Here is a 24,399-nt window from a genome sequence, read left to right as displayed (position 1 = left end):
TCAATTACTCCATTGGGCTCTCGGATCAAAGGCTGCTTTATCAGCAAGCGCTTCCCACAGGGCTTTGGTCGATTCGTCAGTGTGTTTAGGCATGACCACTTTCAATTGGGCAAACAAATCGCCGCGTTGACCTTTTTTGTCCGCCAGGCCGTGGCCTTTGATGCGCAAACGCTGGCCGCTCTGGCTGTCCGGACGAATGGTCAGGTTGATTTTGCTGGTCAGGGTCGGCACAGCGACCTTGGTGCCCAGTGCCGCTTCCCACGGTGCGAGCGGCACAGTAATCACCAAATCGTGCCCTTCGACGTCAAACTTCGGATGCGGGGCAAAACGAATGATCAGGTAGAGATCGCCATTCGCGCCGCCACCCACGCCCGGACCGCCCTGACCTTTCAGGCGAATTCGCTCGCCGTCAGTCACGCCTGCCGGGATTTTCACGTTCAGGGTCTTGCTGACACCACCTATCTGGAAGCTGATTGGCTTCGATTCGCCAGACAGGGTTTCTTCAAGAAAAATCGGCAATTCCATTTCAACATCCTGCCCACGACGGCCCGCACTGCGGCCAGATTGCCCACCAAAGCCGCCGCCGCGCGATCCGAAGATCGAGCTGAAGAAGTCTGAAAAATCGCCTTGATCCTCGAAGCCACCGCTCGAGTGCCCCTGCCAGCCTGGCGGCCCCTGGAACGGTTGGCCATGCTGACCGTATTTGCGCATTTCATCGTATTCAGCGCGTTTATCGGCGCTTTTAAGCGCCTCATACGCTTCGTTGACGTCCTTGAACTTCTCTTCGGCGTCTTTTTCTTTGCTCACATCCGGGTGATATTTGCGCGCGAGCTTGCGATAGGCGGTCTTGATCGCCTTATCGTCAGCCGTGGGCTCGACACCCAGAATCTTGTAATAGTCTTTGAAGTCCATGTAAGGATCACCATCCGTTATCAATATCGCGCAGCTTTGGGCATCCCAGAATGCTCTGGATATTCAGCCTGATGATTGACCGATCTCAATCCTGTGACTGAACAGCGCTACAAAAGTTTATCGGCAGCCTACGGGCCTCACTGAATCGCCTTACAACTACCAAGCCATGTCTGGAAGTTTGGGGATGAAGGATAGTCTTTCAAGTGGATTAAAACCTGCGAATTATCGAATAGTGGCGCTTCGATTATGTGACTGACTGGCATACACTGCGCGGCCGTTTTTTAACCGGAACTCGAAAGACATGAAAAGCGCCTCTCCAGCACGTGCCTGCGGCATTGACTTTGGCACGTCCAACTCCACCGTCGGCTGGCTGCGTCCAGGCGTGGAAACGCTCATTGCGCTCGAGGACGACAAGATCACCCTGCCCTCCGTGGTGTTCTTCAACATTGAAGAACGCCGCCCGGTGTATGGCCGTCTGGCGCTGCATGAGTACCTGGAAGGCTACGAAGGTCGCCTGATGCGCTCGCTCAAGAGCCTGCTGGGTTCCAAGCTGATCAAGCACGACACCAGCGTCCTGGGCACAGCGATGCCGTTCAAGGACTTACTGGGGCTGTTTATCGGCCAACTTAAAAAACGCGCCGAAACCACCGCCGGTCGCGAGTTTGAAGAAGTGGTACTGGGCCGTCCGGTGTTTTTCGTCGATGACGACCCGCTGGCAGACCAGGAAGCCGAAAACACCCTGACCGACGTGGCCCGCGCCATCGGTTTCAAGGAAGTGTCGTTCCAGTACGAGCCGATTGCGGCCGCCTTTGACTATGAGTCGACCATCGAGCGTGAAGAGCTGGTACTGATTGTCGACATCGGCGGTGGTACGTCCGACTTCTCGCTGGTGCGCCTGTCACCCGAGCGTCGCGGTCAGGACAACCGCCAGGACGACATCCTGGCCACCGGCGGCGTGCACGTCGGCGGGACCGACTTCGACAAACAGCTGAGCCTGCAAGGCGTAATGCCGCTGTTCGGTTACGGCAGCCGCATGAAAAGCGGTGCTTACATGCCGACCAGCCACCACATGAACCTGGCGACCTGGCACACCATTAACTCGGTGTATGCACAGAAAACCCAGATCGCGCTGAACAGCATGCGTTACGACATCGTCGACACGGGCGGCATCGACCGCCTGTTCAAGTTGATCGAACAACGTGCCGGTCACTGGCTGGCGATGGAAATCGAAGAAACCAAAATCGAACTGACCCACAACGAAAGCCGCCATGTACCGCTGGACCGGGTTGAGGCAGGACTGAGCGTTGAGCTGAGCCGCGCGTTGTTTGAAGCGTCCATCGACAACCAGCTCGAACGCATCCGCAACAGCGTGACCCAGTTGCTCAACAGCGCCGGCGTGGGTGTCGAGCAAGTCGACACCGTGTTCTTCACCGGCGGTTCGAGCGGTATTCCGGCCTTGCGCCAGAGCGTCTCGGCCATGCTGCCAAACGCCCGCCATGTTGAAGGCAACATCTTCGGCAGCATCGGCAGCGGCTTGGCGATTGAAGCCAAAAAACGTTACGGCTAACGCCCTCTGTAGCCGCTGGCGCAGCCTGCGCCAGCGGCTACACGGTTTAATGTTCGCCGCTAGACAAGCTCCACCTGCTTGAGCTCGCTTTTCAAATACGCGTAATAGATCGGCCCAGCCACCACGCCCGGCAGGCCGAAGGCTGCTTCGAACACCAGCATCGCCAACAACAACTCCCAGGATTTGGCACTGATTTGCCCGCCCACAATCTTGGCGTTGAGGAAGTATTCCAGCTTGTGGATAACAATCAGGTAGCCCAACGCAGCCACCGCCACCCAGATCGACAGCGATAACGCGACGATAGTAATCAGGGTATTGGAGATCAAGTTGCCAATCACCGGCAGCAGGCCCAGCAGGAAAGTCAGCACAATCAGGGTTTTAGTCAGCGGCAGGTGCACGCCAAACAGCGGCAGGATCAACGCCAGAAACACCCCGGTGAACGCAGTGTTGAGCAACGCGATTTTGATCTGTGCAAACACGATATTGCGAAACGCTTGCACCAGCAGGTGCAAACGGTCGAACAGTGCGGCCGACAGCGGCTTGCGGCGGCTGATGTCGGGGATGCGCTGCAAGGCAATAATCGCCCCCAGCACCATGCCGATGAGCAAGGTCACGAACATGTGCGCGGCGTCTTTGCCCACCAGTTGCAGGTCGCTCAGGTGCTTGCTCATCCATTCGCTGAACGCGATGCGGAACTCAGCAGCGCTGGCAGGCAGGTAGCTGTCCAGAAACGGCGGCAATTGCCCACGCGCACGGTCTACCACCACCATGAATTTATTCAACGAGGCGCCCGGATTTTCGGCTTCATGCAGCAAAAAGCTGATGGCGCCGGCAAAGATCAACGCCAGGATGCTGACCACTAGAGTGCCCAGCAACGCCACGGCGAGCCAGCGCGCACGCCGCCCGGCAATCAAGCGCTGCAGTTGTGGGGTGAGCATGTTGACCAGTTCGTAAACCAACAACCCCGCCAGCAGACTGGGTAACAGGCGCAGCGGAAAAACCAGTAACAGCCCAACCACCATGAGGATGTAGCTGGCAAACAAAATGTGACGCTGAGAAAACGATGGCATACAGCCTCAAACCAAGCAGCGCGAAGGGATTGGCAGTCTGCCAGCCTTCGGCGGGGATCACTACAAATTGTGACTGAAGGAGAATCTTGCCCCGTGCGAGCTGCCGCAGGCTACGATCTTTTGACGATCAAAAGATCGCAGCCTGCGGCAGCTTCCAGGGTGTCGAGTTATTTCTTCTTCAGGCAATCACTCATGAAGGCTTTGCGCGCGTCGCCTTTAAGGGCTTGGGTGGTGGCGGTGGCGTTGCAGCTTTTCATCCGTTCTTGTGGGGTCATGGCCGCCGCAGGTGTCGCTTTGAGGCAATTGCTCATGAAGGCTTTGCGCTCATCGCCCTTGAGGGCCTTGGCGCTGGCGTCCGCATTACAACGGGTCATTTTGTTTTGTTGGGCGGTGTCGGCAAACGCGTGAGAACACAGCAGCAAACCCACCATCAGCAGAGGAACGCGCAGCATCTTCATGGAGTTTTCTCCTTATTGCCGCACCGATTGGCGGCGGTCGCCCTTCAGTGTAGACAAACTCTGTTACATCAACCGCCAGGCGTTCAAGGGTGTCGCGCTTGCCGACGATACTGCTCTGGCGTGCACCCGGCCTGGCGCTGAAACATCGCAATAAACGCCGATGAGGTGCTGTAGCCCAAGTCAAAACCCACCTCTTGCACGCTGCGGGTGAACTCTAGCGCTTCAATTGCGGCCAAAAACCGCAGGCGCTGGCGCCATTCGCCAAAGCTCATGCCCAATTCGCGCAAAAACAAGCGCGCCAGGGTTCGCTCGCTGACATGCACCTGATCGGCCCACTGCCCCAGCGGCCGGTTGTTACCGGGCTGGGCTTGCAGGGCTTCAAGCACCCGTTGAAGCCCCGGATGGCTGGCATAGGGCAAATAGCATTGATGCACCGGTGCCAGACGCAGTTGATCGACGAGCACCTGCGCCAAACGAATGTCGGCCTCGCTCTGTGGGATGTGAATATCACGACGCGCAAAGTCGCTGAGGATGCTCTTGAGAATGTCGCTGATGGCCAGCGTGACGGGCTCTCGTGGCAAATGCTGGCAATGCACGGCATCGAGGTAAACCGAGCGGTAAACAATCGCCTTGGCGTTGTAGGCGCTGTGCTCGGTATGGGGTGGCACCCAGACCGCGTACTGGGGTGGCGACATAAAGCGCCGCCCTGCTACCTCAAAGCGCATGACCCCACTGGCCACGTAGTCCAGCGCCCCCCAGGCATGCTGGTGCGACACCGCGTGGCTGTCAGCATCAAATTCGGCGTAACGGAAGTAAACCGGTGCGGGCAAGCCGTCGAACTCGGGAACGCTGATCAGATTTTTGCGCATGCTGTCTGGATTCACGGTGAGGTTGGCTGGATCGAAGTATAGGCTTGCAAACAGACAGACGGATAATCACCGCTCTCTAACCTTGTGGTCGTTTCTGATGCAATACGCTTACCCGCTGCTGGCCATTTTCATCTGGGCTGGCAATACCGTGATCAACAAACTGGCGGTCGGCGCCATCTACCCCACCGAGATCAGTTTTTACCGCTGGCTGCTGGCGGGCCTGTTGTTTACTCCGTTCCTGCTCAAACCGGTGATCGCCAACTGGCCGGTGATCCGCCCTAACCTGGGCAAGATTTTCACCCTCGGCCTGCTCGGCATGGTGATTTACCAAAGCCTGGCGTACTTTGCCGCCGCACTCACGTCGGCCACCAACATGGGCATCATCCTGTCATTGATGCCATTGATGGTGCTGACCCTGTCGATCATCAGTCTGGGGCAACGCCTGACCGCCGGGGCGCTGGTCGGTGCCGTGCTGTCGTTTGCCGGGGTGCTGGTGGTGGTCTCGAACGGCAGTTTGGGTGTACTGCTCGCCCACGGCTTGAACCTGGGCGACGCGATGATGCTGATCGCTACCCTGGCCTATGCGATTTACAGCACGTTGTTGAAAAAGTGGCAGTTACGCCTGCCGCCATTGCAGATGCTGTACCTGCAAGTGCTGGTGGCGATTGTGGTGCTGTTTCCGTTGTACCTGATGTCGCCCAAGGTCGGCCCCAACCTGCACAACATCGGTTTGGTGCTGTATGCGTGCGTGCTGGCGTCCATGCTCGCACCGCTGGCCTGGATGAAGGCCGTCGCGGTGCTGGGTCCGAGCCGCACCTCACTGTTTTTCAACCTGCTGCCATTGATTACAGCGCTGATTGCGGCGGTGGTGCTCAACGAACACCTGCACGCCTACCACTTGATTGGCGGCGCACTGACGTTGGGCGGGGTGATTCTGTCGGAACGTTGGCGCACGCCGCTGCGGGCAATAAAGGATTAACCCCAGGATCGAGATCGCTTGTACACGCCAGACAAAATTAGATAAAACTTTCTCGGCGCGCAGAACTCACAACTAACGAACTGACCTCGCCAACAGAGCAAGGCAGCCACTGGATTAGTGAGGAAAATGAAATGACCGAGATACAACTGACCGATAAAAACACCCTGCGTGAGCGCGCTCGCAAGAACGTCGAAGACGGTGCTGTGACCCAAGGCTATAGCGCTGACCGCGAAGAAATCCTGCGTCTGCTCAACGAGTCATTAGCCACTGAACTGGTGTGCGTGCTGCGCTACAAGCGCCACTATTTCATGGCCAACGGGCTCAAGGCCAGCGTCGCCGCCGATGAGTTTCTGGAGCACGCCAACCAGGAAATGGAACACGCCGACAAACTGGCAGAACGCATTGTGCAACTGGGTGGCGAGCCGGAGTTCAACCCCGACCTGCTGTCCAAAAACGCTCATGCGCAGTACGTGGCGGGTACAACCCTAAAAGAAATGGTTTACGAAGACCTGGTCGCTGAGCGTATTGCTGTCGACAGCTATCGCGAAATCATTCAGTACATCGGTGATAAAGACCCGACCACACGCCGGATTTTCGAAGACATCCTGGCCCAAGAGGAAGAACACGCCGACGACATGGCGGATATTCTGCAAGACCTCTAAACCCAACCCCCCTGTAGGCGCGAGCAAGCTCGAGCCTACAGGTGCGCGGCTATTTCATTTCACTGTCTTGGGCACTTTGCCCTGTTGCATTTGTTGCAGCAGCGGCGCGCATTGGTTGGGCTCTCCTGCACTCGGGGCAATCAAGGCCAACAGACCCGCCGCCGGGCCGGCAATCACGCCCAGTGCAACCATCCCCGCACCGCGCAACAACAAGGGCACCGCCTGTACGCCGGCATCGGGATGTGCAAACGAGCCCCGCACGTACAGCGGGGATCGCAGTGATAACAAGCGCAGGCCTTTGGACTCAGGGGTGATCTTGAGGTCCAGCTGTTCGGTGGCGAAGTTAGCCGTGCCGTCGATGTAGATGATGGCGTTCTCGGTATCGAACACAAACAGGCGGGTACTGGCCAGGCCGTCTTTAATCCCGAAGTCAGCCGCCGCGCAGTTGATCTTCACGTCTTCGTCACCAAAGATTTTGCCCACCACGTAATTGCCGACGTTCAACCCGGCAATTTCCATCAGGCTGCGGCTGATCGCGCCGTCATTGATGATCATCTTCAAATCGCCGTTGGCGGTGCCCAGCAGCTTGGCCACCGAGTTGCCGGTACCGGCAATCGTGGCATCGCCATTGAGCTCACCGAAGCTGGTTTTCATCGGTTCAAAGGTCGGGAACAGCTGCTTGAGTTTGAAATTGCGCGCGGTCAGCTTGGCCCGGCCCTTCAACGGCGTGTCGCGGCCATTGAGGTTGATTTGCGCATCCAGTTTGCCGCCTGCCACGCCAAAGCGCAGCGGTTCGAGGCTCAATTCGCCGTCCTTGAGCACCAGGTGGGTGTAGAGGTCGGTGAACGGCAGTTCCGCGCTCTGGACAATGCGTTTGCCGGTGAATTCAACATCGGCGTCCATGTCGCGCCAGCGCTCTGTGCGGAACTCTTCAACGGGCAGCACTTTGTTCGCCGGTTGCTTGCTTTCGCCACCCCGAGCCTTTTGCTTGGCGTTGGAGTCCGCGCCAATCAGCGGCGCCAAGTCGACCATCAGTAACTGGTTGGAAACCAGCTTGCCGGTCAACATGGGCCGTGGCTTGCTCGCCACATACCCCACGTTGCCGTGAATATCACTGCTGCCGATTTTGCCGTTGAAGTTGTCGTAGGTGAACGTCGCACCGCTGGCCTCGCGCAGTTTGGCGGTCAGGTGGCCATCGGTGGTGTAAGGCGGCGAATCAGGCAAGGTCACGCCTGTCAGCGGGTACAAATTGCTCAAGCTGCTGCCGGCCAGTTTCAAGCGCAGGTCCAGCGCCCCCAGATTCAACGGGTCGGTCAAGGTTCCGGCCAGTGCCACTTTGGTGTCGGCAATGTCCACCTGCGCTTGCAGCGGGAACGGCTGAGTCGCGTCCTGCAACGCCAGCAAGCCGCCGATTTTGCCGGAGCCATTGAGTTTCTGACCGTGGTACTCGCCTTTGACCTTCAAGGCAAACGCATAGTCTTGAGGGGCCGAGCCCTTCTCTTGAGCCTTTTTCGCCTCGCTTTCGCCGACGATCTCGCTAAATGGGATGGGCTTGCCCAACGAGTCAATCAGCACATCCAGCCGGGTTTTAAGGGTTTGGTCATTCAGCGTCACATGGCCCTTGTCGAAACCAATAGCGCCTATATCGACCTTCCAGTTAGACGGCTCGGCGTTTGGATCTTTGGGGTCGAAGGTAAAGGTCCAGTTCGCCCGACCATCGGCCAAACGCTCAAGATTGGCGCTGGGCTCGGTGAGATTAATCCGCGGGATGACCACGGTCTGGCTCAGCAGCGCCAGCGGCGACAGGCGCAATTCCACCTGCTTGAGGCTGGCCATTTGCGGGGTTTTCAACCACTCAGGGTTGCCCAGGGTCAGGTCTTGCGCAATCACGTGGGGCCACGGCACCCAGGCACGCCAGCCACCTTGATCCTCCTCTCGCTGCCAGCGCACGGCCAGATCCCCGTTGATGGCAAACGGGCGATGCAGAATCTCGGACACTTGGCTATTGATGGTCGGCTTGAGGCGGTTCCAGTCGAAGGTAGACAGGATCACCACCAACACGACCACCAGCAGAACAAAAATGCCGACAATCCAGGCCAGGGTTTTACGGGTGCGCGTCATGCTGCGGCTCCTTAAATAACGACTGAACGTCCTGATGGCTATGTGGGTACGACTGGCGAAGGCAGCTCAAGGTTTAACTCAAAAGCTGTTTTCGTGGAAAAAACTCAGGGTTACCAACACCTACCCCCGCTCTCTTATAGACCCTGCCCGCGCCAAACGCGCCCTGAGCGTGCAGCTTCACGCCTCCAAGACCCGCTGACTAGAGCCTTCAACCCGGAACAATCAATTTTGTCGATTATCACCATTGCCCGTATGAACTTTGATATCAATTTTCCAAGCGTAGCATTACCAACATTCCTACTTAGTTGCACTGCTACGGAGCACAACACCATGAAACGTCCTGTCCTGTTTGGTCTTTCCCTTTCCCTGATCGCGTTTAACGCCTTCGCAATGCCTGCGGACGATGAACCAACCCCGATGGTACAACCGGCTTCAAGCACGTTGAGCCAGCCGCTTGATTCGGTTGCCGAAGACGGTGCGCAACGTACGCTCGATCAGCAAAACCGCGTGGCTGAAGATGGTTACGATCGCACCCAACGCAATGCCAAAGTGGTCGCTGAAGGGGGCGCGGATCGTCTGGCCGAGCGCAATCAACGTGCGAGCTAATGCCCTACGTGCAGCCGCTGCGGCCAGGCGGCGATAAGGGCCGCAGGCCCTTCAAGACCCTGGGGCTGCTACGCAACCCATCGCAGCCTTCGGCCGCGGCTACACATGACTGAATGCTCAGACCGTTCGACGTTATCAAAGCCGATTTGCTAGAGTGCCCCGCTGTACTTGTCTGGAACATCAGCCCCCATGCTGCCTCGCGCCGAACAGAAGCAACAAACCCGCCTAGCGCTGATGGATGCTGCCCGCCACTTGATGGAATCGGGTCGCGGCTTCGGCAGCCTGAGCCTGCGTGAAGTGGCTAAAACCGCTGGCATCGTGCCCACCGGGTTTTATCGCCACTTCAGCGACATGGACCAACTGGGCCTGGCGCTGGTCAGTGAAGTCGGCCAGACCTTTCGCGAAACCATTCGCCTGGTGCGTCACAACGAGCTGTTTATGGGCGGTGTGATCAACGCCTCGGTGCGTATCTTTCTCGACGTGGTCGAAGCCAACCGCTCACAGTTCTTGTTTCTGGCCCGCGAGCAGTACGGCGGTTCACAGCCGGTTCGCCAAGCCATTGGCGCACTGCGTGAAGACATCACGTCAGACCTGGCGACCGACCTCGGTTCCAAGCCCAAGTTGCAGCACTTGAACCACGCGGGCCTCACCGTGATCGCCGATCTGGTGGTTAAAAGCGTGTTCGCCGCCTTGCCTGACGTCATCGACCCGCCTGCCGAAGCGCTGCCCGAGTACCTGCAGCCGCAAGCCAAAATCAGCCAGCAACTGCGCTTTATCTTTATCGGGCTCAAGCACTGGCAAGGCTTGGGCAGCACTGAATAATGGCGCGCGCACCCCTTTGGTGCGAAGCCGTCATGACCCCGCACTTATTTAGAACATCTTGATCTTTGTGCACCGTGTTTGGGCCTAGCGTTTGCTGCCTGCCCAAGGTTGGCAAGCCCCTTGCTGTGCCTCACGTATTGTTCATTGCAGGAAGCCTTCTAATGTTGGTGATTCATCGCAGAGTCGAAACCCACCCCGTGTGGAGCGCCGAGCTTCACCTCAACTTTGAAGCCCGCAGCAAAAGTCGCCTGCGCTGCTTCAGCAGTGAAGGCGAAGACGTGGGCCTGTTCCTTGAGCGCGGCCAGCCGCCCCTGCACGATGGCGAGTTTCTTCAAGCCCAGGACGGGCGCATCGTGCGCGTGTGTGCCAGCCCCGAACAGTTGCTGCACGTGACCTGCCTCAACGCCTTTGAACTGACCCGCGCCGCCTATCATCTGGGCAACCGCCATGTGGCCTTGCAGGTCGGTGATGGTTGGCTGCGCCTGCTCGACGATTACGTGCTCAAGGCCATGCTGGAGCAGTTGGGCGCGAGCACCGAAGCCATTGAAGCACCGTTCCAACCTGAACACGGCGCCTATGGTGGCGGGCATCATCACTCACGCGCGGGTGAAGAAGACTTCAACTACGCCCCCCGCCTGCATCAGTTTGGTGTGCGTTTGTGAATCCGGCATGGGCGCTGTTGCGCCTGGCAAGCCCGCAGTTGCCGATTGGTGGCTACAGCTATTCCCAAGGGTTGGAAATGGCCGTCGACAATGGCCGGGTGAGGGATCCGGCGACGGCTGCGCGCTGGATCCGCGATCAGTTGCTGCTCAATCTGGCGCGTTTTGAAGCACCGTTGTTGCTCGCCCATTGCCAGGCCGCGGTCGACCAGGACTGGGGCGCCTTGCAGCGCTTATGCGACGAACACCGCGCCAGCCGCGAAACCCGCGAACTGCATCAGGAAAGCCGGCAAATGGGCTATTCCTTGCAGCAGTTGCTCACCGGTTTACCCGAACTGGACGACCCTGCCCGCCTGTTTCTCAGCCAACAAAACGAGCCGCATCTGGCCCTCGGCTGGGCATTGGCTGCCCGGGCTTGGGGCATCAGCCCGCAGGATGCGCTCGCTGCCTGGCTGTGGAGCTGGCTGGAAAACCAATTGGCAGTGTTGATGAAAACCTTGCCACTGGGTCAACAGGCCGCTCAACGCATGACCAGCGAATTGTCACCCGCCTTGCAGCAGGCACAACAACACGCCAGCTCTCTCGACTTATCCCACATGGGCAGCGCCGCTTTCGGACTGTCTTTGGCAAGCATGGCTCACGAGCGCCAGTACAGCCGCCTGTTTCGTTCCTAGGAGAATGTAATGAACACACAACCTTTGCGTGTCGGCATCGGTGGCCCCGTGGGCTCCGGCAAAACCGCGCTGACGCTGGCCCTGTGCCTTGCGCTACGCGACAAGTACAACCTGGCCGTGGTGACCAACGACATTTACACCCGCGAAGACGCCGACTTTCTGGTGCGCAACGAAGCGCTCGCGCCGGAACGCATCATCGGCGTCGAAACCGGCGGCTGCCCGCACACGGCGATCCGTGAAGACGCGTCGATCAACCTTGAGGCCGTCGACCAATTGAATCGACGCTTTCCTGGCCTGGACCTGATTCTGGTCGAATCGGGTGGGGATAACTTGTCAGCCACCTTTAGCCCGGAGCTGTCTGACCTGACGATCTACGTGATCGACGTATCGGCGGGCGATAAATTGCCGCGCAAGGGCGGGCCGGGGATCTGCAAATCCGACTTGCTGGTGATCAATAAAATCGACCTTGCACCGCTGGTTGGCGCCTCGTTGGAGCTGATGGACAGCGACACCAAACGCATGCGTAACGGCAAACCGTTTGTGTTCAGCAACCAAAAGACCGGACACGGCCTGGACACCATCGTCGCGTTCATCGAGAAGCAGGGGTTGTTGATTTAAAAACGAACCTGTAGCCGCTAGCGCAGACTGCGATAAGGGCCCAAGGACCTTCGCTTTTGTTTAAAAGCAGGGTCGCCGCGCAACCCATCGCAGCCTGCGGCAGCGACTACAAGTTTTGCGTGTATCATGTCGCGCAAACGCCCCAGCCGTGACGACGCCCGCCGATGCCTGATGTAACCCACTCCGCCCTTTCGCCTGAACTGACCGCAACCTTTGCGGCCGTACAGCAGCACTTCCGTCAGGTCATTGTGCCGCTCTGGCAAGGCCCAGGCTGGAATGCCGAACTGGCGCTGCCTTACGAGGCGCTCAGCCCCACGCATCAACCGTTGCCGCCCCAGTGCTATCGCGCCATGGCCTGCGCCCGTCAGTTGTATGTGTTTGCCAGTTTGATCGACGACCCGGCCTTCCCCGATGCCGCCGAGCGCGCTGCAGCGCTGTTCCGCTCGTTGCAGGGCCGTTTCCACGACGCCGAATACGGCGGCTGGTTCTACAGCATCGACCCGCAAGGCGCGCCGCTGGATCAACGCAAAGACCTCTACACCCACGCCTTCATCATCTTCGCCTGCGCCCATTACTGGGCCAAAGTGCGCGAGCCGTTGGTGGAGTCGGTGCTTAATGCCGCGCTCAACGTGGTGGCCGAGCGGTTCAGTGATGGCAACGGTCTGTATGAAGCCAGCCTCAATCAGGACTGGTGCTCACTCAACAGCGGCCCGCTGCAAAACCCGCTGATGCACTTGGCCGAGGCCTTTTTGGCCACATTGTCGGTGCGCGACGATACCCCGACGCAAGCCGCCTTGCTGGCGCTGGTCGAAGGCATGCAACAGCGCTTCATCGAGCCTGTGCATAAAGTGATGCTCGAGAAACCGCACGGGGCTGTGGATAACTGGTTTGAGCCAGGCCATCAGTTTGAATGGTTGTTCTTGCTGGCGTCCTCGCCCCTGCTGCGCCAGACCGCCTTGCATGGCTCGCTGGATCGCGCCTTCGGCTTTGCCGAGCAGGTCGGGGTTGACCCGCAGACTGGGGCGGTGTGCGGCATGCTGGCCCCGGACGGCACTTTGCGTGATGGTACCCAGCGCATCTGGGCTCAGGCCGAATACTTGCGTGCCCTGACCTTGCGCCCCGATGGCGAAGCGCGTGTGCAACGCCAATTGCTGGCGTTGCAGCAGCGCTTTTTGCACGCGAGCGGCTGGTACGAATGCCGGGATGGCGCGGGTAACGTCAGCCGCGACGACATGCCGTCGACCACGCCCTATCATCTGGCCACCTGCTACAGCGGCTTGATGCAGTATTTCAGAACCTGACATTCATCCGTGGGAGCAGCCTGCGGCCGCTCCCACGGGGGTTAATTGCCCGCGCCTACGCAATCCACTTGCGGTCCCCGGTAAAACTGATAGTCAGCCAACGTGCGCTGTCAGCTGCGCCCAACATCCCCGAGATTTCTTCACGCAGCGCATCCAGGGTCTTGATGCTGACCAGTGGATAGCCCGCAGGCAGCATAATGTGGATCTCGATAAACCGGGCTCGCCCGTGCTTTTGCACATAGGTTTTGTAGCCTTCAAAGCCATGCCGCGCCGAGATGTGTTCCAGCACATCGCGCACTTTGTCATCCAGCGCATCCGGGGCAATGCCCAGTACGTCACGCAAGGCAGGCTTGAGGATCTTGAACGCCGGTGCCAGCATGCTGACTGCCAGCAAGATCAAGATCACCGGGTCAACATACGCCGCCCACTGTGCATAACCCTGCTGTTTGAGCACCAAAGCGCTGACAAAACTTATCAACAGCCCCACCGACAACATGGCGTCGACCAGCCAACTGATGTTGTCGAACTGGATCAAGGTGGATTTGAGTTTTCGATTTTTTCGGCGAACCCAGAAGTAGTAGCCGAACTCGATGACGGTAAACACCGCCGCGTAAACGATCACCAACCCCAACTCAATATCGCGCCCGCCATTGATGATGCCGAACACGCCGTTGAGGAAGGCGTAGATGGCAATCAACAACAAAAAGCTGCCTTCGATCAGTAGCACCATAGGCTCAAGGTGCCAGAAGCCGAACTGGAAACGCCGGTTGCTTTCTTTGGCTATCAGCTGCGCCGTGATCAGCATCAGCACTTTGATAAAGGTCGCGATCAGCGAGAAGAAGCCATCGAACAAGATGGACTGGGAACCCGAAATAAAGCCGGTCACGATGCCTGCAACGGCCACCGCGAACATTAGAACAGTCGATTGTTTGAGCAGTTTTTGCTCACCACGGTTACTCACAAAAACTCCTTTCAGCCCGATTGAATGCGACCTCCTCAAGAGGTCGCGGGTAGGCTGGCAGGCGCCAGTTTACTCTTTGGCGTGGCGTTCGATGGCGAAACCGCTCCACGATTGAGTGACGGGCATCAGTTCAAGGCGGTTAATGTTGATGTGGGCCGGGGTGTTGAGCACCCAGAAAATCGTTTCGGCAATGTCTTGCGGCTGGATCGGCTCGGCGCCCTGGTAGGTCGCATCGTAACGGGCTTTGTCGCCGCCGAAGCGCACCATGGAGAATTCGCTTTCGCACAAGCCCGGTTCAATGTTGCTGACCCGTACGCCGGTGCCCTGCAAATCGCAGCGCAGGTTGAGCGAGAACTGCTTCACGAAGGCCTTGGTGCCGCCATACACGTGGCTGCCAGGGTATGGATAGCTGCCCGCGATGGAGCCCAGATTAACGATGCCGGCACCGCGCCCGTAGGCAATCAGGCGTGGCAGCAGCAAGCGTGTGGTGAACAGCAGGCCTTTGATGTTGGTGTCGACCATGGTTTCCCAATCGTCGAGGTCACACTTGGGCGCCGGGTCTGTACCCAAGGCCAACCCTGCGTTGTTGATAAGTCCACGCAACTTGCTGAACGAAGGCGGCAGGTTGGCAATAGCGTGTTCCATCGCGGCACGATCACGCACATCCACGACCAGGCCATGCACTTCGGTGTGTTGGGATAACTCTTCGCACAGCGCTTTTAAACGATCCTCACGACGGCCGGTAAGGACCAGTTTCCAACCGGCTTGCGCAAACTTGCGCGCACACGCCTCGCCAAATCCTGCAGTCGCGCCGGTAATAAACAACGTGGAAGTCATCGCGTTCTCCTTGGCTGGCGGGATTGAGCCGCCGACGAATAAAATCCACAGCAGAATGCACGGCTCCAAAGCCAGCATCAAGGCCGGACACCTGTACGAAAAATAACCAAAGCTGTGCAGGCCAGGCTGGGCATGGGCTAGCGCGGTTTACACTCACCTTATCCACAGGGCCGCCCACAGTCTTTGGGGGCAACTCAAAATGCCAAGAGCCTTTATAAGCAAGGCTTACAGCGCAGCTTGAAGGTTTTTTAACTTGACCGGGACATACCAAGCATGCAGGCGCCCCAAAAAGGTGCGAGCGGCTAAATCAGACAGATAGCCAGAGGCCAGTCACTGCGCCGCCTGGCGCGTTCTTTCCAGAGTTTAACCACAGACTTATCCACAGGTTAGTCAGACCAATTTATCGTCACTAAAAAAACAATAAACCTGTTGACAAGTTACGCGAACCGCCACGCATAAATCGCTGATCAAAAAACAACCATAGCGCTGAAAGGCTTATAAACAAAGGGCTACAGCCAACTACTCCCACGTTACCCACAGCCACCTCCACAGCAAACGGGGACAAGTCTAAACGATGACAAAACAGTGATTTGCAGCGTCTTTATGTCGCGCTTTCGCAGGGTTGCAATATTGTTTTCCACAATTTGCGGGGATCACCCGTGGGAGCTGCCGAAGGCTACGATCGTTTGATTTTTAAGCTCAAGAGATCGCAGCCTTCGGCATTTCCCACTGAGTGGTGCAACTGCTTAATGGCCACCCAGATAGGCATTGCGCACTTCTTCGTTGCTCAGCAGTTCCTTGCCGGTGCCGGTCAGGCGAATTTCGCCGTTAACCATCACGTAGGCTCGGTCCGACAGACGCAACGCGTGGTTGGCGTTTTGTTCGACCAAAAAGATAGTCATGCCGGTCTTGGCCAGTTCACGCAGGGTGGCAAAGATCTGTTTCACCACAATCGGCGCCAGCCCCAAGCTAGGCTCGTCCAGCAACAGCAATTTAGGCCGACTCATCAACGCCCGGGCGATGGCGAGCATTTGCTGCTCGCCACCCGACATGGTCATGGCCCGCTGGGTACGGCGCTCCTTAAGCCGCGGAAACAGCTCAAACATGCGCTGCATGTCTTCGCTGGCATGCTTGTCGCCTATGGGAATGGTGCCCATCAGCAGGTTTTCTTCGACGGTCATGTCCGGGAACACGCGCCGCCCTTCCGGCGACTGGGCAATGCCGTTGGAGGCGATGTAGTGCGAGGACTTCTGGGTGATGTCCACGCCCTGATAAATGATGTGCCCACCACTGGCCCGAGGTTGACCGAAGATCGACATCAGCAGCGTCGACTTGCCCGCGCCGTTTGAGCCGATCAGGCTCACGGTTTCGCCTTCCTCAATGTGCATCGAGACTTTTTTCAGGGCCTGAATCGGCCCGTAGTGCACATCCAGCTCCTTGAGTTCGAGGATCGTGCTCGTCATATCAGCTCCTCTTCGTCTGCGCCAAGGTAGGCGGCGATCACTTTCGGGTCGTTGCGAATCGCTTCTGGCCCTCCCTCGGCGATCACGTTGCCATGGTCGAGCACCACGATGTGGTCGGAAATACTCATGACCATGCCCATGTCATGCTCAATCAGCACCACGGTCAGGTCGTGCTCGTCACGCAGCAGGCGAATCATCGCGCTCAGGGCTTCGGTTTCCTGAGGGTTAAGACCCGCTGCGGGCTCATCCAGGCAGATGATCTGCGGGCGCGTGCACATGGCCCGGGCGATCTCCAGGCGCCGTTGCTGGCCGTACGACAACTCACCGGCCAAACGGTTGGCACAGTCCACCAGGTCCACCACCTCCAGCCAGTAAAAGGCGTGGTCCAGCGCGTCGCTTTCGGCCTTGCGATAACCCTTGGTGTTAAGGATGCCCGCCACCATGTTGCGGTTGACCCACATGTGTTGTGCCACCAGCAGGTTTTCCAGCACCGACATTTCCTTGAACAGGCGAATGTTCTGGAAGGTGCGGGCCAGGCCTGCGCGGTTGACCAAGTGAGTGCCGCCGAACATTTTGTAATACAGCCGGCTGACGAAGGCTGTGGGCGACACGAAGTCAGTGAGCTTGAACGGCTCGCCCAGCAGTTTGATCACATTGGTATGAGTACCACGGGCGGTGATTTCGATCTTGCCGCCGGTCGCTTTGTAAAAACCGGTCAGGCAGTTGAACACCGTGGTCTTGCCCGCGCCGTTAGGGCCGATGAGGGCAAAGATCGAATTACGTTTGACCTTGAGGCTGACATCACTCAGGGCTTTGATCCCGCCGAAGTGCATCATCAGCTTATCGACCGAGAGCACCACGTCTTTATCCATGGAGGGATTGTTCATGGCGCGACTCCCTTGCGTGGTGTGACCCCGACACGGCTAATACGGATCAGACCTCGGGGTCGCCAGATCATCATCAGCACCATCAATACGCCGAACAGCAACACCCGGTATTCGGCAAAGCTGCGCAGCAGTTCCGGTGCCACCGTCAGCACGAACGCGGCAATCACCACGCCCACCGTCGACCCCATGCCGCCGAGCACCACAATGGCGAGGATCAGTGCCGACTCGAAGAAGGTGAACGAGGACGGGTTGACGAAGCCTTGGTAGCTGGCAAAAAACACACCGGCCAGGCCCGCCGTCGAAGCGCCAAGGGTGAAGGCCGAGAGCTTGACCAGGACGTGGTTCAGGCCCATGGCGCGACAGGCGATCTCGTCTTCACGCAGGGCTTCCCAGGCGCGACCAATCGGCATGCGGGTCAGGCGGTGCTTGATGTAGAGCACCAGCAACACCACCAAGAACAGCACGATGTAGATGAACAGGAATTTGATGTTGGGGTTGTAGTCCAGACCAAAGAACTGATGGAACGGCACCCCGCCGTCTTTGGCGACGCGGCCGAACTCCAGACCGAGAAAGGTCGGTGACGGCACAGGCATGCCGTTTGGCCCTCCGGTGAACGACAGCCAGTTGTTGAGCACCAATCGGATGATTTCACCAAAGCCCAAGGTCACGATGGCCAAGTAGTCGCCGTGCATTCGTAAGACCGGGAACCCGAGAATGCACCCCGCCAACGCAGCTGCAATGGCCGCCAGCGGCAGCACCGACCAGAACCCAAGTCCCAGATACTGATAGCCCAGCGCCAGCCCGTAGGCCCCGATGGCGTAGAAAGCGACGTAACCCAGGTCGAGCAACCCGGCTAGACCCACCACGATGTTCAGCCCAAGGCCAAGCAACACGTAAATCAAGCCGAGAATGACGACGGTCAGGATGTATTTGTTGGCAAAGAATGGGAACACGATGGCAATCACAATCAGTGCCGGAATGATCCAGCGCAGTCGCGATTTGTAGTCCGGTGGCAGTACGTGTACGCCAGAGCCGGTGGACTCAAAGCCCTGAAGGATTCTCAAGCCCCTGGGCGTTTGCAAAAACAGGCTCAGGACAAAACGCCCCACCATCACAATCCCCACCAGCCAGCCAACCCGGGCCGGTTGCAGGTTAAAGCTGTAGCCGTCGAGCACGACCCCCACGATAGGCCCGAACACAATCAGTGAGATCAACCCGGCCAGTATCGAATCGACCAGGCTCTTTTTAATATCAATCGGTTTATTAATGGCTGCAGACATACTTACACCTTCGCCACGAGAGGACGACCCAGCAGGCCTTGGGGACGGAAAATCAGAATCACCACCAGCAGTGAGAAGCTGAACACGTCCTTGTAGTCAGAGTTAACCAAGCCTGCAAAAAGCGACTCGGAAATCCCCAGGATGAGCCCGCCGAGCATGGCCCCGGGCAGTGATCCAATTCCGCCGAGTACCGCAGCGGTGAACGCTTTGATGCCGATGATGAAACCGGCGTAAAAGTCGAAGGTGCCGTAATTCATAGTGATCAGCACACCGGCCAGTGCGGCCATGGCAGCACCGATCACAAACACGTAGGAAATGACCCGATCGGTGTTGATGCCCAGAATCGAAGCCATCTTGCGGTCTTGCTGGGTAGCCCGGCACATGCGGCCCAGCTTGGTGTACTTGATGATGTAGGTCAGCAGGCCCATGCCCACAAAGGCCGCGATCAGAATGAAGACTTTGGTGTAGGTGAGTTGCACAAAGCCACTGCCGATATCGACACGCCAGGAACCGCTAAGCAGGGTCGGAACGCCTTGCTGACGGGAGCCTTGGGCAATTTGCACGTAGTTTTGCAGAATCAGCGAAATACCGATGGCGCTGATCAGCGGCGCCAGCCGTGTGGAGTTACGCAGAGGTTTGTAGGCCACGCGCTCGATCACCCAGCCATACACGCCTGTGACGACCACGGTGAAGATTAACGTGCCCAACATCAGCAGTGGGAAGGATTCAATACCGAAGTACGCCAGCAGAGCCAGACTGATTGCCGCGAGATAAGCGGAAATCATGTACACCTCGCCGTGGGCGAAGTTGATCATGCCGATGATGCCGTAGACCATTGTGTAGCCGATGGCAATCAGGCCGTAAACAGACCCGAGGGTCAGGCCGTTCAGCAGTTGCTGCAGGAAAATACCGTCCATAACGCAATCTCACGCATTTGAGCCATTGCGCAAACACGCGCCCGCCACACCGCCAGAAAGCGGCCTGGGTGGTGCGGTTTACGCAGCTCCTGGAAAAGAAGACAGGTTGTGCAGATTCACTCCCGTGTGAACGGACGCCAAGCGCCGTTCACACAGGGAATTCATCTCACTTCTGTTTTTCCAGTTGGTGATACTTGCCGTCTTTGTCCCACTGGTAGACCACGTAGTCAGAGACTTTGAGGTCGCCTTTGCTGTCCCACTCTTTCTTGCCCATCACGGTTTCGATCGGGTGAGCTTTGAGCCACTTGGCAGCCTCTTCGCCTTTGTTGGACTTGGCGCCATTGAAAGCATCCGCCAGGGCTTGAAGCGAGGCGTAGGCGTACAGGGTGTAGCCTTCTGGTTCTTTACCGGCTTTGCGGAACTCTTCAACGACCGCTTTACTGTCTGGCAGTAAGCGAGGGTCTGCACCAAAGGTCATGTACACGCCGTCTACGTACTGTTTGCCGCCAGCCGTTGCCACCAGTTCGTCGGTTACAACGCCATCATCGGACATGAACTTCACGTCTTTGAGGCCAGCTTCCCGCAGTTGACGCACCAAAGGACCCGCTTCCGGGTGCAGGCCGCCGAAATACACGACGTCAGCGCCCGTGGCGCGGATTTTGGTGACCAGAGCGCTGAAGTCTTTCTCGCCACGGGTCAAGCCTTCTTCAAGAACAGGTTTCACGCCGCGCTTGGTCAGTTGGGCACTGGTGGCATCGGCCAAGCCTTTGCCGTAAGTGTCCTTGTCATTGATGACCGCGACTTTCTTACCCTTGAGCACGTCGACAATGTAGTCGCCCGCCACAATGCCTTGCTGGTCATCACGTCCACACATGCGGAATACGGCGTCCATTCCGCGCTCGGTCACCTGCGGGTTGGTCGAGCCAGGCGTGATCATGATCACGCCGGCATCGGCGTACACCTCAGACGCCGGAATGGTGTTCGATGAACAGAAATGTCCGATAACCCCAATTACTTTGTCCTGATCGACCAAACGGTTGGCTACCGCTACCGCTTGCTTCGGCTCGCAGGCGTCATCGCCAGGGACCAATACAATTTTTTCGCCATTAATCCCGCCCGCTTTGTTAATGACATCTGCCGCGGCCTTTGCTCCTGTCATGTACTGCTCACCAAATGCCGCGTTGGCCCCGGTCATCGGGCCCGCCACACCGATTTTCACATCAGCTTGAACAAACGAAGAAACGCCCAACGCAGTAGCCACTGCGAGGGCCAGAAACCCTTTCTTGTAAAACGTCTGCGACATGAGGTGGTGCTCCTGAGTTTTTTTAGTTGGCACTGCGACTTCACACAAAGTGCTGAGCAAGGCGCGTGCCATTGGTTTTTTATTCTGTGAAAAGCCGTTGTTCTATTGTTATGTCGACTGTTTCGAGCCCATTTTCATTGGACGTGCAACCGTCTAAACCGAGGAAGGTAAAACCATTTGTTTCCCGCTGGCGCCACCCAGCATGGCAAATGTTGCAACCGGGTTGCCCTACGCCGTGCAACCACCTTGTAACCACACACGTCACCGAACTGCACACTCTCGGTGCGTAACTGCTACAAGCCGCACCACAAGAGGCTAGTCGCTGTACGCAAAACCGCAGGGCTGGCGATTGAATATCACGTTTAGATAACAATTCTCAGGCATTGACCCGCGTGATACAGCGAGAACCCGGCTTCATATAAACAGCTGCGCAGCCCCGCGCCAGACACTGGCTGCATGGGTGCAAAGGGGATGGGTAACGCTTTGGCGTCGCCGTTACACAGGTAGTCGGCAAACGCTTTACCCACGACTGTGCCCGTGGTCACGCCCCGGCCGTTATAGCCGGTAACTGCCACTAAACCGGGCGCAGGCTGAAATAAACGCATCAGGTGGTCGGGAGTAAACGCAATACAGCCGGTCCAGGTGCACTCCCATTCCACGCCTTTCAAATAGGGGAAGTAGTGCTGTTGCACACGGTCTGCCCAGGCTTTGAGAAACCAGGCCGGTTTTTGATTGCCGTTGCCCAGACTGCCGAGCAGCAAGCGGCCTTCGGCATCGCGGCGAATGCTGCTGAGCACTTGGCGCGTGTCCCACGACCCTTGGCCGCCGGGCAAGATGCGCTTGGCGGTATCATCGGTCAGGGGTTTGGAGGCGACCTGATAGTAGTAACCGGGGAAAAAATTACGCCGCAGCTCGGTCCACTCGCCCTCGGTGTAAGCGTTAGACGCCAGCACCACCTGCTCGGCACTGACCGCTCCGCGTGCGGTTTGCACCGACCAGCGCTGGCCTTGGCGCTCAAGCCCGGTGACAGGGGAGTGGTCAAACAAATGCCCACCCAGGTCGCTGGCAGCGTTGGCCAGACCCGAGGTGTAAGCCATCGGGTTGAGGGTGCCGGCGCGCCGGTCGAGCAAGGCGGCGGCAATTTTTGAGGTGCCGGTTGCAGCTTCGCACGCCGCGCCAGTGAGCAGTTCGACAGGCGCGCCGCGGCGTTTCCATTGTTGTTCCCGGCTGCGCAAATCGGCTTCGCCACGGGCGTTATGGGCCATGTGCAGCGTGCCTTCGCGGCGCAACTGACAGTCGATGCCGTACTTGTCGATCACGCTGAACACCAGCGATGGCGCGGCACCGAGCATACGATTGAGCTGGCTGCCGATGGCCTCACCAAAACCGGCTTCGATGTCGTCGGGCGGGATCCACATCCCGGCGTTGACCAGCCCTACGTTACGCCCCGAACCGCCGTGTCCGGTGCGGTGCGCTTCCAGCACGCACACACGTTTGCCCTGTTCCAGCAGATGAATAGCGGCTGAAAGGCCGGTGATTCCAGCGCCGATGACGCACACATCAACGTTCAATTCGCCTTTAAAGGCAGGAGCTTGAGGACGCTGAGGGGTCAGGGTTTCCCATAAACATTGTTCTTGTAGAGGCATGCCAAGCTCCAGAAATGAAACCCTTACCAAACGCAAGCCACCTGTAGCCGTTGCCGCAGGCTGCTATAAGGTCGCAACGACCTTCAACTGTTTTAAAGCACGACGGCTTCGCAGCCTTCGGCAGCGACTACAGGGTTGGTCATTCACGTCCTCAATCGAAGGTAATGCCCTGAGCCAGCGGCAGCTCCAGTGAGTAGTTCACGGTGTTGGTCTGGCGCCGCATGTAGCCGCGCCACGCATCGGAACCCGACTCGCGTCCGCCACCCGTCTCTTTTTCGCCGCCAAACGCACCGCCGATTTCAGCCCCGCTCGGCCCGATGTTGACGTTGGCGATGCCACAGTCACTGCCGACCGCCGACATGAATTGTTCGGCCTCGCGCACGTCGGTGGTGAAGATGCACGACGACAAACCTTGCGGCACGGCGTTGTTGAGGCGCAGCGCTTGGGCAAAGTCGTTGTAGCCAACCACATACAGGATCGGGGCGAAGGTTTCGTTGCACACCACTTCGCTCTGTTCCGGCATTTCGACAATCGCCGGGGCCACGTAGTACGCATTCGGGTATTCGCGGGCCAATTGGCGTTCGCCGCCGAACACCCGCCCGCCTTCGCTCAAGGCTTGCTCCAGGGCATCTTGCATGTTTTCAAAGCTGTGTTTGTCGATCAGCGGACCGACCAGGTTGCCTTCCAGCGGGTGGCCAATGCGCACTTTGGAGTAGGCCGCCTTGAGCCGGGTGACAATCTCTTCTTTGACCGACTCATGCGCGATCAAGCGGCGCAGGCTGGTGCAGCGCTGACCGGCCGTCCCCACGGCGCTGAACAGGATGGCGCGCACGGCCATATCCAGGTCGGCGCTTGGGCCGAGGATCATCGCGTTGTTACCGCCTAGTTCAAGAATGCTGCGGGCAAAACGTGCGGCAATTTTTGGCGCCACTTCGCGGCCCATGCGGGTGCTGCCGGTGGCACTGATCAGCGCCACACGCGGGTCATCAACCAAGGCTTCGCCCGCCTCACGGCCGCCAATGACCACTTGGCTCAGGTACTTGGGCGCATCAGTAAACGTATTCAGTACTCGGTCAAACAGCGCCTGACAGGCCAGCGCAGTGAGTGGGGTCTTTTCGGAGGGTTTCCAGATCACTGCGTTGCCGCAGACCAGCGCCAGCGTGGTGTTCCATGCCCACACGGCAACCGGGAAGTTGAACGCACTGATCACGCCGACCACGCCCAGTGGATGCCAGGTTTCGCGCATGTGGTGGCCAGGGCGCTCCGATGCGATGGTCAAGCCATAGAGTTGGCGCGACAGACCGACAGCGAAGTCGCATATGTCGATCATTTCCTGCACTTCGCCCAGCCCTTCCTGGGTGATCTTGCCCGCTTCCCACGACACCAGCTCGCCCAGATCGGCCTTGTACTCACGCAGCAAATCACCAAATTGGCGCACCAGTTCGCCACGGCGCGGGGCTGGCACCTTGCGCCAGGCTTCAAATGCATGTTCGGCACGGGTCACGTGTTGCTCGGCCTCAGCGGCCCCTTCCCACTGCACGGCGCCAATCTGGCTGCCATCAATCGGTGTGTGTACCGGCTGTTTGCCCTGTTGGTACAGCGCGGGGTTCACACCAAGACGATCCAGTAATGCAGCAACCATGGGGCACTCCTTCAACATAAAAATGGTTTTCAGGCCTTTAGTTGTAGCGGGCTACCTCGGTGGTAACAAACGACCTTTAAGCGAGATATCATTCCGAAAATTCATGCTGCGCGAGTAAAGTCGGCAAATAACAAGAACCTGGGGG

General features: G+C 58.1%; 23 protein-coding genes. 9 read left to right on the top strand and 14 right to left on the bottom strand.

Going from position 1 to position 24,399, the window contains the following annotated elements; genetic code table 11:
* On the bottom strand, positions 1 to 912 hold the full coding sequence (gene cbpA / locus ACIQYF_RS02060; RefSeq protein ID WP_402856085.1) for a curved DNA-binding protein: 912 nt from the start codon (positions 910 to 912) through the stop codon (positions 1 to 3).
* A 301-nt stretch (positions 913 to 1,213) separates the two neighbouring features.
* Between cbpA and ACIQYF_RS02055 the strand changes: the two genes are divergently transcribed.
* On the top strand, positions 1,214 to 2,479 hold the full coding sequence (locus tag ACIQYF_RS02055) for an Hsp70 family protein (protein ID WP_402856082.1): 1,266 nt from the start codon (positions 1,214 to 1,216) through the stop codon (positions 2,477 to 2,479).
* Positions 2,480 to 2,538: 59 nt separating this feature from the next.
* On the opposite strand, the gene ACIQYF_RS02050 is transcribed toward ACIQYF_RS02055, so the two are convergent.
* The 3 genes from ACIQYF_RS02050 to ACIQYF_RS02040 all read right to left on the bottom strand — a co-directional run bounded on the left by ACIQYF_RS02050 (position 2,539) and on the right by ACIQYF_RS02040 (position 4,876).
* Entirely contained in the window at positions 2,539 to 3,549 is a 1,011-nt protein-coding gene (locus ACIQYF_RS02050; protein WP_402856079.1) for an AI-2E family transporter, read from the bottom strand.
* Positions 3,550 to 3,716: 167 nt separating this feature from the next.
* Positions 3,717 to 4,007 carry a PsiF family protein gene (locus ACIQYF_RS02045; RefSeq protein WP_402856076.1) on the bottom strand — a complete coding sequence of 97 codons (291 nt, stop codon included), beginning with the start codon at positions 4,005 to 4,007 and terminating at the stop codon, positions 3,717 to 3,719.
* 83 nt (positions 4,008 to 4,090) lie between these two features.
* Positions 4,091 to 4,876, bottom strand: a complete 786-nt coding sequence (locus ACIQYF_RS02040; protein ID WP_402856073.1) for an AraC family transcriptional regulator — start codon at positions 4,874 to 4,876, stop codon at positions 4,091 to 4,093.
* A gap of 97 nt (positions 4,877 to 4,973) precedes the next feature.
* Here ACIQYF_RS02040 and ACIQYF_RS02035 point away from each other — a divergent pair, with 97 nt between their 5' ends.
* Positions 4,974 to 5,855: a DMT family transporter gene (locus tag ACIQYF_RS02035; RefSeq protein WP_402856071.1), complete on the top strand. Its 882-nt coding sequence runs from the start codon at positions 4,974 to 4,976 to the stop codon at positions 5,853 to 5,855.
* Positions 5,856 to 5,986: 131 nt separating this feature from the next.
* Entirely contained in the window at positions 5,987 to 6,517 is a 531-nt protein-coding gene (locus tag ACIQYF_RS02030) for a bacterioferritin (protein ID WP_402856068.1), read from the top strand.
* Between the two features lie 54 nt (positions 6,518 to 6,571).
* Here the strand turns inward: ACIQYF_RS02030 and ACIQYF_RS02025 are convergent, their stop codons facing one another.
* The gene (locus ACIQYF_RS02025) at positions 6,572 to 8,638 is read right to left on the bottom strand and encodes an AsmA family protein (RefSeq protein WP_402856065.1); all 2,067 of its coding nucleotides are present in this window, start codon (positions 8,636 to 8,638) and stop codon (positions 6,572 to 6,574) included.
* 330 nt (positions 8,639 to 8,968) lie between these two features.
* On the opposite strand from ACIQYF_RS02025, the gene ACIQYF_RS02020 reads away from it, so the two are divergent.
* From ACIQYF_RS02020 to ACIQYF_RS01995, 6 genes are all read left to right on the top strand, one after another.
* Complete coding sequence (locus ACIQYF_RS02020) at positions 8,969 to 9,244, top strand: hypothetical protein (RefSeq protein WP_402856062.1); 276 nt, start codon at positions 8,969 to 8,971, stop codon at positions 9,242 to 9,244.
* Between the two features lie 189 nt (positions 9,245 to 9,433).
* A complete protein-coding gene (locus ACIQYF_RS02015; RefSeq protein WP_322235517.1) occupies positions 9,434 to 10,066 on the top strand; it encodes a TetR family transcriptional regulator in 633 nt (210 codons plus the stop codon).
* Positions 10,067 to 10,227: 161 nt separating this feature from the next.
* Positions 10,228 to 10,728 (top strand): urease accessory protein UreE, encoded by a 501-nt coding sequence (gene ureE, locus ACIQYF_RS02010; RefSeq protein ID WP_402856058.1) that lies wholly within the window; start codon positions 10,228 to 10,230, stop codon positions 10,726 to 10,728.
* Entirely contained in the window at positions 10,725 to 11,399 is a 675-nt protein-coding gene (locus tag ACIQYF_RS02005; RefSeq protein WP_402856055.1) for an urease accessory protein UreF, read from the top strand. The genes ureE and ACIQYF_RS02005 overlap by 4 nt, the downstream gene beginning before the upstream one ends.
* 9 nt (positions 11,400 to 11,408) lie before the next feature.
* Positions 11,409 to 12,017, top strand: a complete 609-nt coding sequence (gene ureG / locus ACIQYF_RS02000; RefSeq protein WP_402856052.1) for an urease accessory protein UreG — start codon at positions 11,409 to 11,411, stop codon at positions 12,015 to 12,017.
* Positions 12,018 to 12,181: 164 nt separating this feature from the next.
* Positions 12,182 to 13,318 (top strand): AGE family epimerase/isomerase, encoded by a 1,137-nt coding sequence (locus tag ACIQYF_RS01995; protein WP_402856049.1) that lies wholly within the window; start codon positions 12,182 to 12,184, stop codon positions 13,316 to 13,318.
* Positions 13,319 to 13,373: 55 nt separating this feature from the next.
* Here ACIQYF_RS01995 and ACIQYF_RS01990 read toward each other — a convergent pair whose 3' ends face one another.
* From ACIQYF_RS01990 to ACIQYF_RS01950, 9 genes are all read right to left on the bottom strand, one after another.
* The gene (locus tag ACIQYF_RS01990) at positions 13,374 to 14,279 is read right to left on the bottom strand and encodes a cation diffusion facilitator family transporter (RefSeq protein ID WP_402856046.1); all 906 of its coding nucleotides are present in this window, start codon (positions 14,277 to 14,279) and stop codon (positions 13,374 to 13,376) included.
* 69 nt (positions 14,280 to 14,348) lie between these two features.
* The gene (locus tag ACIQYF_RS01985) at positions 14,349 to 15,116 is read right to left on the bottom strand and encodes an SDR family oxidoreductase (RefSeq protein ID WP_402856043.1); all 768 of its coding nucleotides are present in this window, start codon (positions 15,114 to 15,116) and stop codon (positions 14,349 to 14,351) included.
* A 746-nt stretch (positions 15,117 to 15,862) separates the two neighbouring features.
* Complete coding sequence (locus ACIQYF_RS01980) at positions 15,863 to 16,579, bottom strand: ABC transporter ATP-binding protein (protein WP_402856041.1); 717 nt, start codon at positions 16,577 to 16,579, stop codon at positions 15,863 to 15,865.
* Positions 16,576 to 17,451 carry an ABC transporter ATP-binding protein gene (locus ACIQYF_RS01975; protein WP_402856199.1) on the bottom strand — a complete coding sequence of 292 codons (876 nt, stop codon included), beginning with the start codon at positions 17,449 to 17,451 and terminating at the stop codon, positions 16,576 to 16,578. Before ACIQYF_RS01975 ends, ACIQYF_RS01980 begins: the two co-directional genes overlap by 4 nt.
* 11 nt (positions 17,452 to 17,462) lie before the next feature.
* Complete coding sequence (gene livM, locus ACIQYF_RS01970; RefSeq protein WP_402856038.1) at positions 17,463 to 18,746, bottom strand: high-affinity branched-chain amino acid ABC transporter permease LivM; 1,284 nt, start codon at positions 18,744 to 18,746, stop codon at positions 17,463 to 17,465.
* A 2-nt stretch (positions 18,747 to 18,748) separates the two neighbouring features.
* The gene (locus tag ACIQYF_RS01965; RefSeq protein WP_402856035.1) at positions 18,749 to 19,663 is read right to left on the bottom strand and encodes a branched-chain amino acid ABC transporter permease LivH; all 915 of its coding nucleotides are present in this window, start codon (positions 19,661 to 19,663) and stop codon (positions 18,749 to 18,751) included.
* Between the two features lie 166 nt (positions 19,664 to 19,829).
* Entirely contained in the window at positions 19,830 to 20,966 is a 1,137-nt protein-coding gene (locus ACIQYF_RS01960) for a branched-chain amino acid ABC transporter substrate-binding protein (RefSeq protein ID WP_402856032.1), read from the bottom strand.
* Between the two features lie 362 nt (positions 20,967 to 21,328).
* Positions 21,329 to 22,612, bottom strand: coding sequence for an NAD(P)/FAD-dependent oxidoreductase (locus tag ACIQYF_RS01955; RefSeq protein ID WP_402856028.1), 1,284 nt, complete (start codon positions 22,610 to 22,612; stop codon positions 21,329 to 21,331).
* A 151-nt stretch (positions 22,613 to 22,763) separates the two neighbouring features.
* Positions 22,764 to 24,254 (bottom strand): aldehyde dehydrogenase family protein, encoded by a 1,491-nt coding sequence (locus tag ACIQYF_RS01950; protein WP_402856025.1) that lies wholly within the window; start codon positions 24,252 to 24,254, stop codon positions 22,764 to 22,766.
* Between the last annotated feature and the right edge of the window lie 145 nt (positions 24,255 to 24,399).

This window comes from Pseudomonas sp. NPDC096917, assembly GCF_044762555.1.
In the GTDB taxonomy this organism is placed as follows: domain Bacteria; phylum Pseudomonadota; class Gammaproteobacteria; order Pseudomonadales; family Pseudomonadaceae; genus Aquipseudomonas.
Note: the sequence above shows the minus strand (reverse complement) of the source record. Positions and strands in the feature narration are given on the sequence as shown.

Bases quoted from the DNA above. Each gene is read 5' to 3' on its own strand.
- cbpA (WP_402856085.1), bottom strand. From the start codon at position 912: ATGGACTTCAAAGACTATTACAAGATTCTGGGTGTCGAGCCCACGGCT.
- ACIQYF_RS02055 (WP_402856082.1), top strand. From the start codon at position 1,214: ATGAAAAGCGCCTCTCCAGCACGTGCCTGCGGCATTGACTTTGGCACG.
- ACIQYF_RS02050 (WP_402856079.1), bottom strand. From the start codon at position 3,549: ATGCCATCGTTTTCTCAGCGTCACATTTTGTTTGCCAGCTACATCCTC.
- ACIQYF_RS02045 (WP_402856076.1), bottom strand. From the start codon at position 4,007: ATGAAGATGCTGCGCGTTCCTCTGCTGATGGTGGGTTTGCTGCTGTGT.
- ACIQYF_RS02040 (WP_402856073.1), bottom strand. From the start codon at position 4,876: ATGCGCAAAAATCTGATCAGCGTTCCCGAGTTCGACGGCTTGCCCGCA.
- ACIQYF_RS02035 (WP_402856071.1), top strand. From the start codon at position 4,974: ATGCAATACGCTTACCCGCTGCTGGCCATTTTCATCTGGGCTGGCAAT.
- ACIQYF_RS02030 (WP_402856068.1), top strand. From the start codon at position 5,987: ATGACCGAGATACAACTGACCGATAAAAACACCCTGCGTGAGCGCGCT.
- ACIQYF_RS02025 (WP_402856065.1), bottom strand. From the start codon at position 8,638: ATGACGCGCACCCGTAAAACCCTGGCCTGGATTGTCGGCATTTTTGTT.
- ACIQYF_RS02020 (WP_402856062.1), top strand. From the start codon at position 8,969: ATGAAACGTCCTGTCCTGTTTGGTCTTTCCCTTTCCCTGATCGCGTTT.
- ACIQYF_RS02015 (WP_322235517.1), top strand. From the start codon at position 9,434: ATGCTGCCTCGCGCCGAACAGAAGCAACAAACCCGCCTAGCGCTGATG.
- ureE (WP_402856058.1), top strand. From the start codon at position 10,228: ATGTTGGTGATTCATCGCAGAGTCGAAACCCACCCCGTGTGGAGCGCC.
- ureG (WP_402856052.1), top strand. From the start codon at position 11,409: ATGAACACACAACCTTTGCGTGTCGGCATCGGTGGCCCCGTGGGCTCC.
- ACIQYF_RS01995 (WP_402856049.1), top strand. From the start codon at position 12,182: ATGCCTGATGTAACCCACTCCGCCCTTTCGCCTGAACTGACCGCAACC.
- ACIQYF_RS01985 (WP_402856043.1), bottom strand. From the start codon at position 15,116: ATGACTTCCACGTTGTTTATTACCGGCGCGACTGCAGGATTTGGCGAG.
- ACIQYF_RS01980 (WP_402856041.1), bottom strand. From the start codon at position 16,579: ATGACGAGCACGATCCTCGAACTCAAGGAGCTGGATGTGCACTACGGG.
- ACIQYF_RS01975 (WP_402856199.1), bottom strand. From the start codon at position 17,451: ATGGATAAAGACGTGGTGCTCTCGGTCGATAAGCTGATGATGCACTTC.
- livM (WP_402856038.1), bottom strand. From the start codon at position 18,746: ATGTCTGCAGCCATTAATAAACCGATTGATATTAAAAAGAGCCTGGTC.
- ACIQYF_RS01965 (WP_402856035.1), bottom strand. From the start codon at position 19,663: ATGGACGGTATTTTCCTGCAGCAACTGCTGAACGGCCTGACCCTCGGG.
- ACIQYF_RS01960 (WP_402856032.1), bottom strand. From the start codon at position 20,966: ATGTCGCAGACGTTTTACAAGAAAGGGTTTCTGGCCCTCGCAGTGGCT.
- ACIQYF_RS01955 (WP_402856028.1), bottom strand. From the start codon at position 22,612: ATGCCTCTACAAGAACAATGTTTATGGGAAACCCTGACCCCTCAGCGT.
- ACIQYF_RS01950 (WP_402856025.1), bottom strand. From the start codon at position 24,254: ATGGTTGCTGCATTACTGGATCGTCTTGGTGTGAACCCCGCGCTGTAC.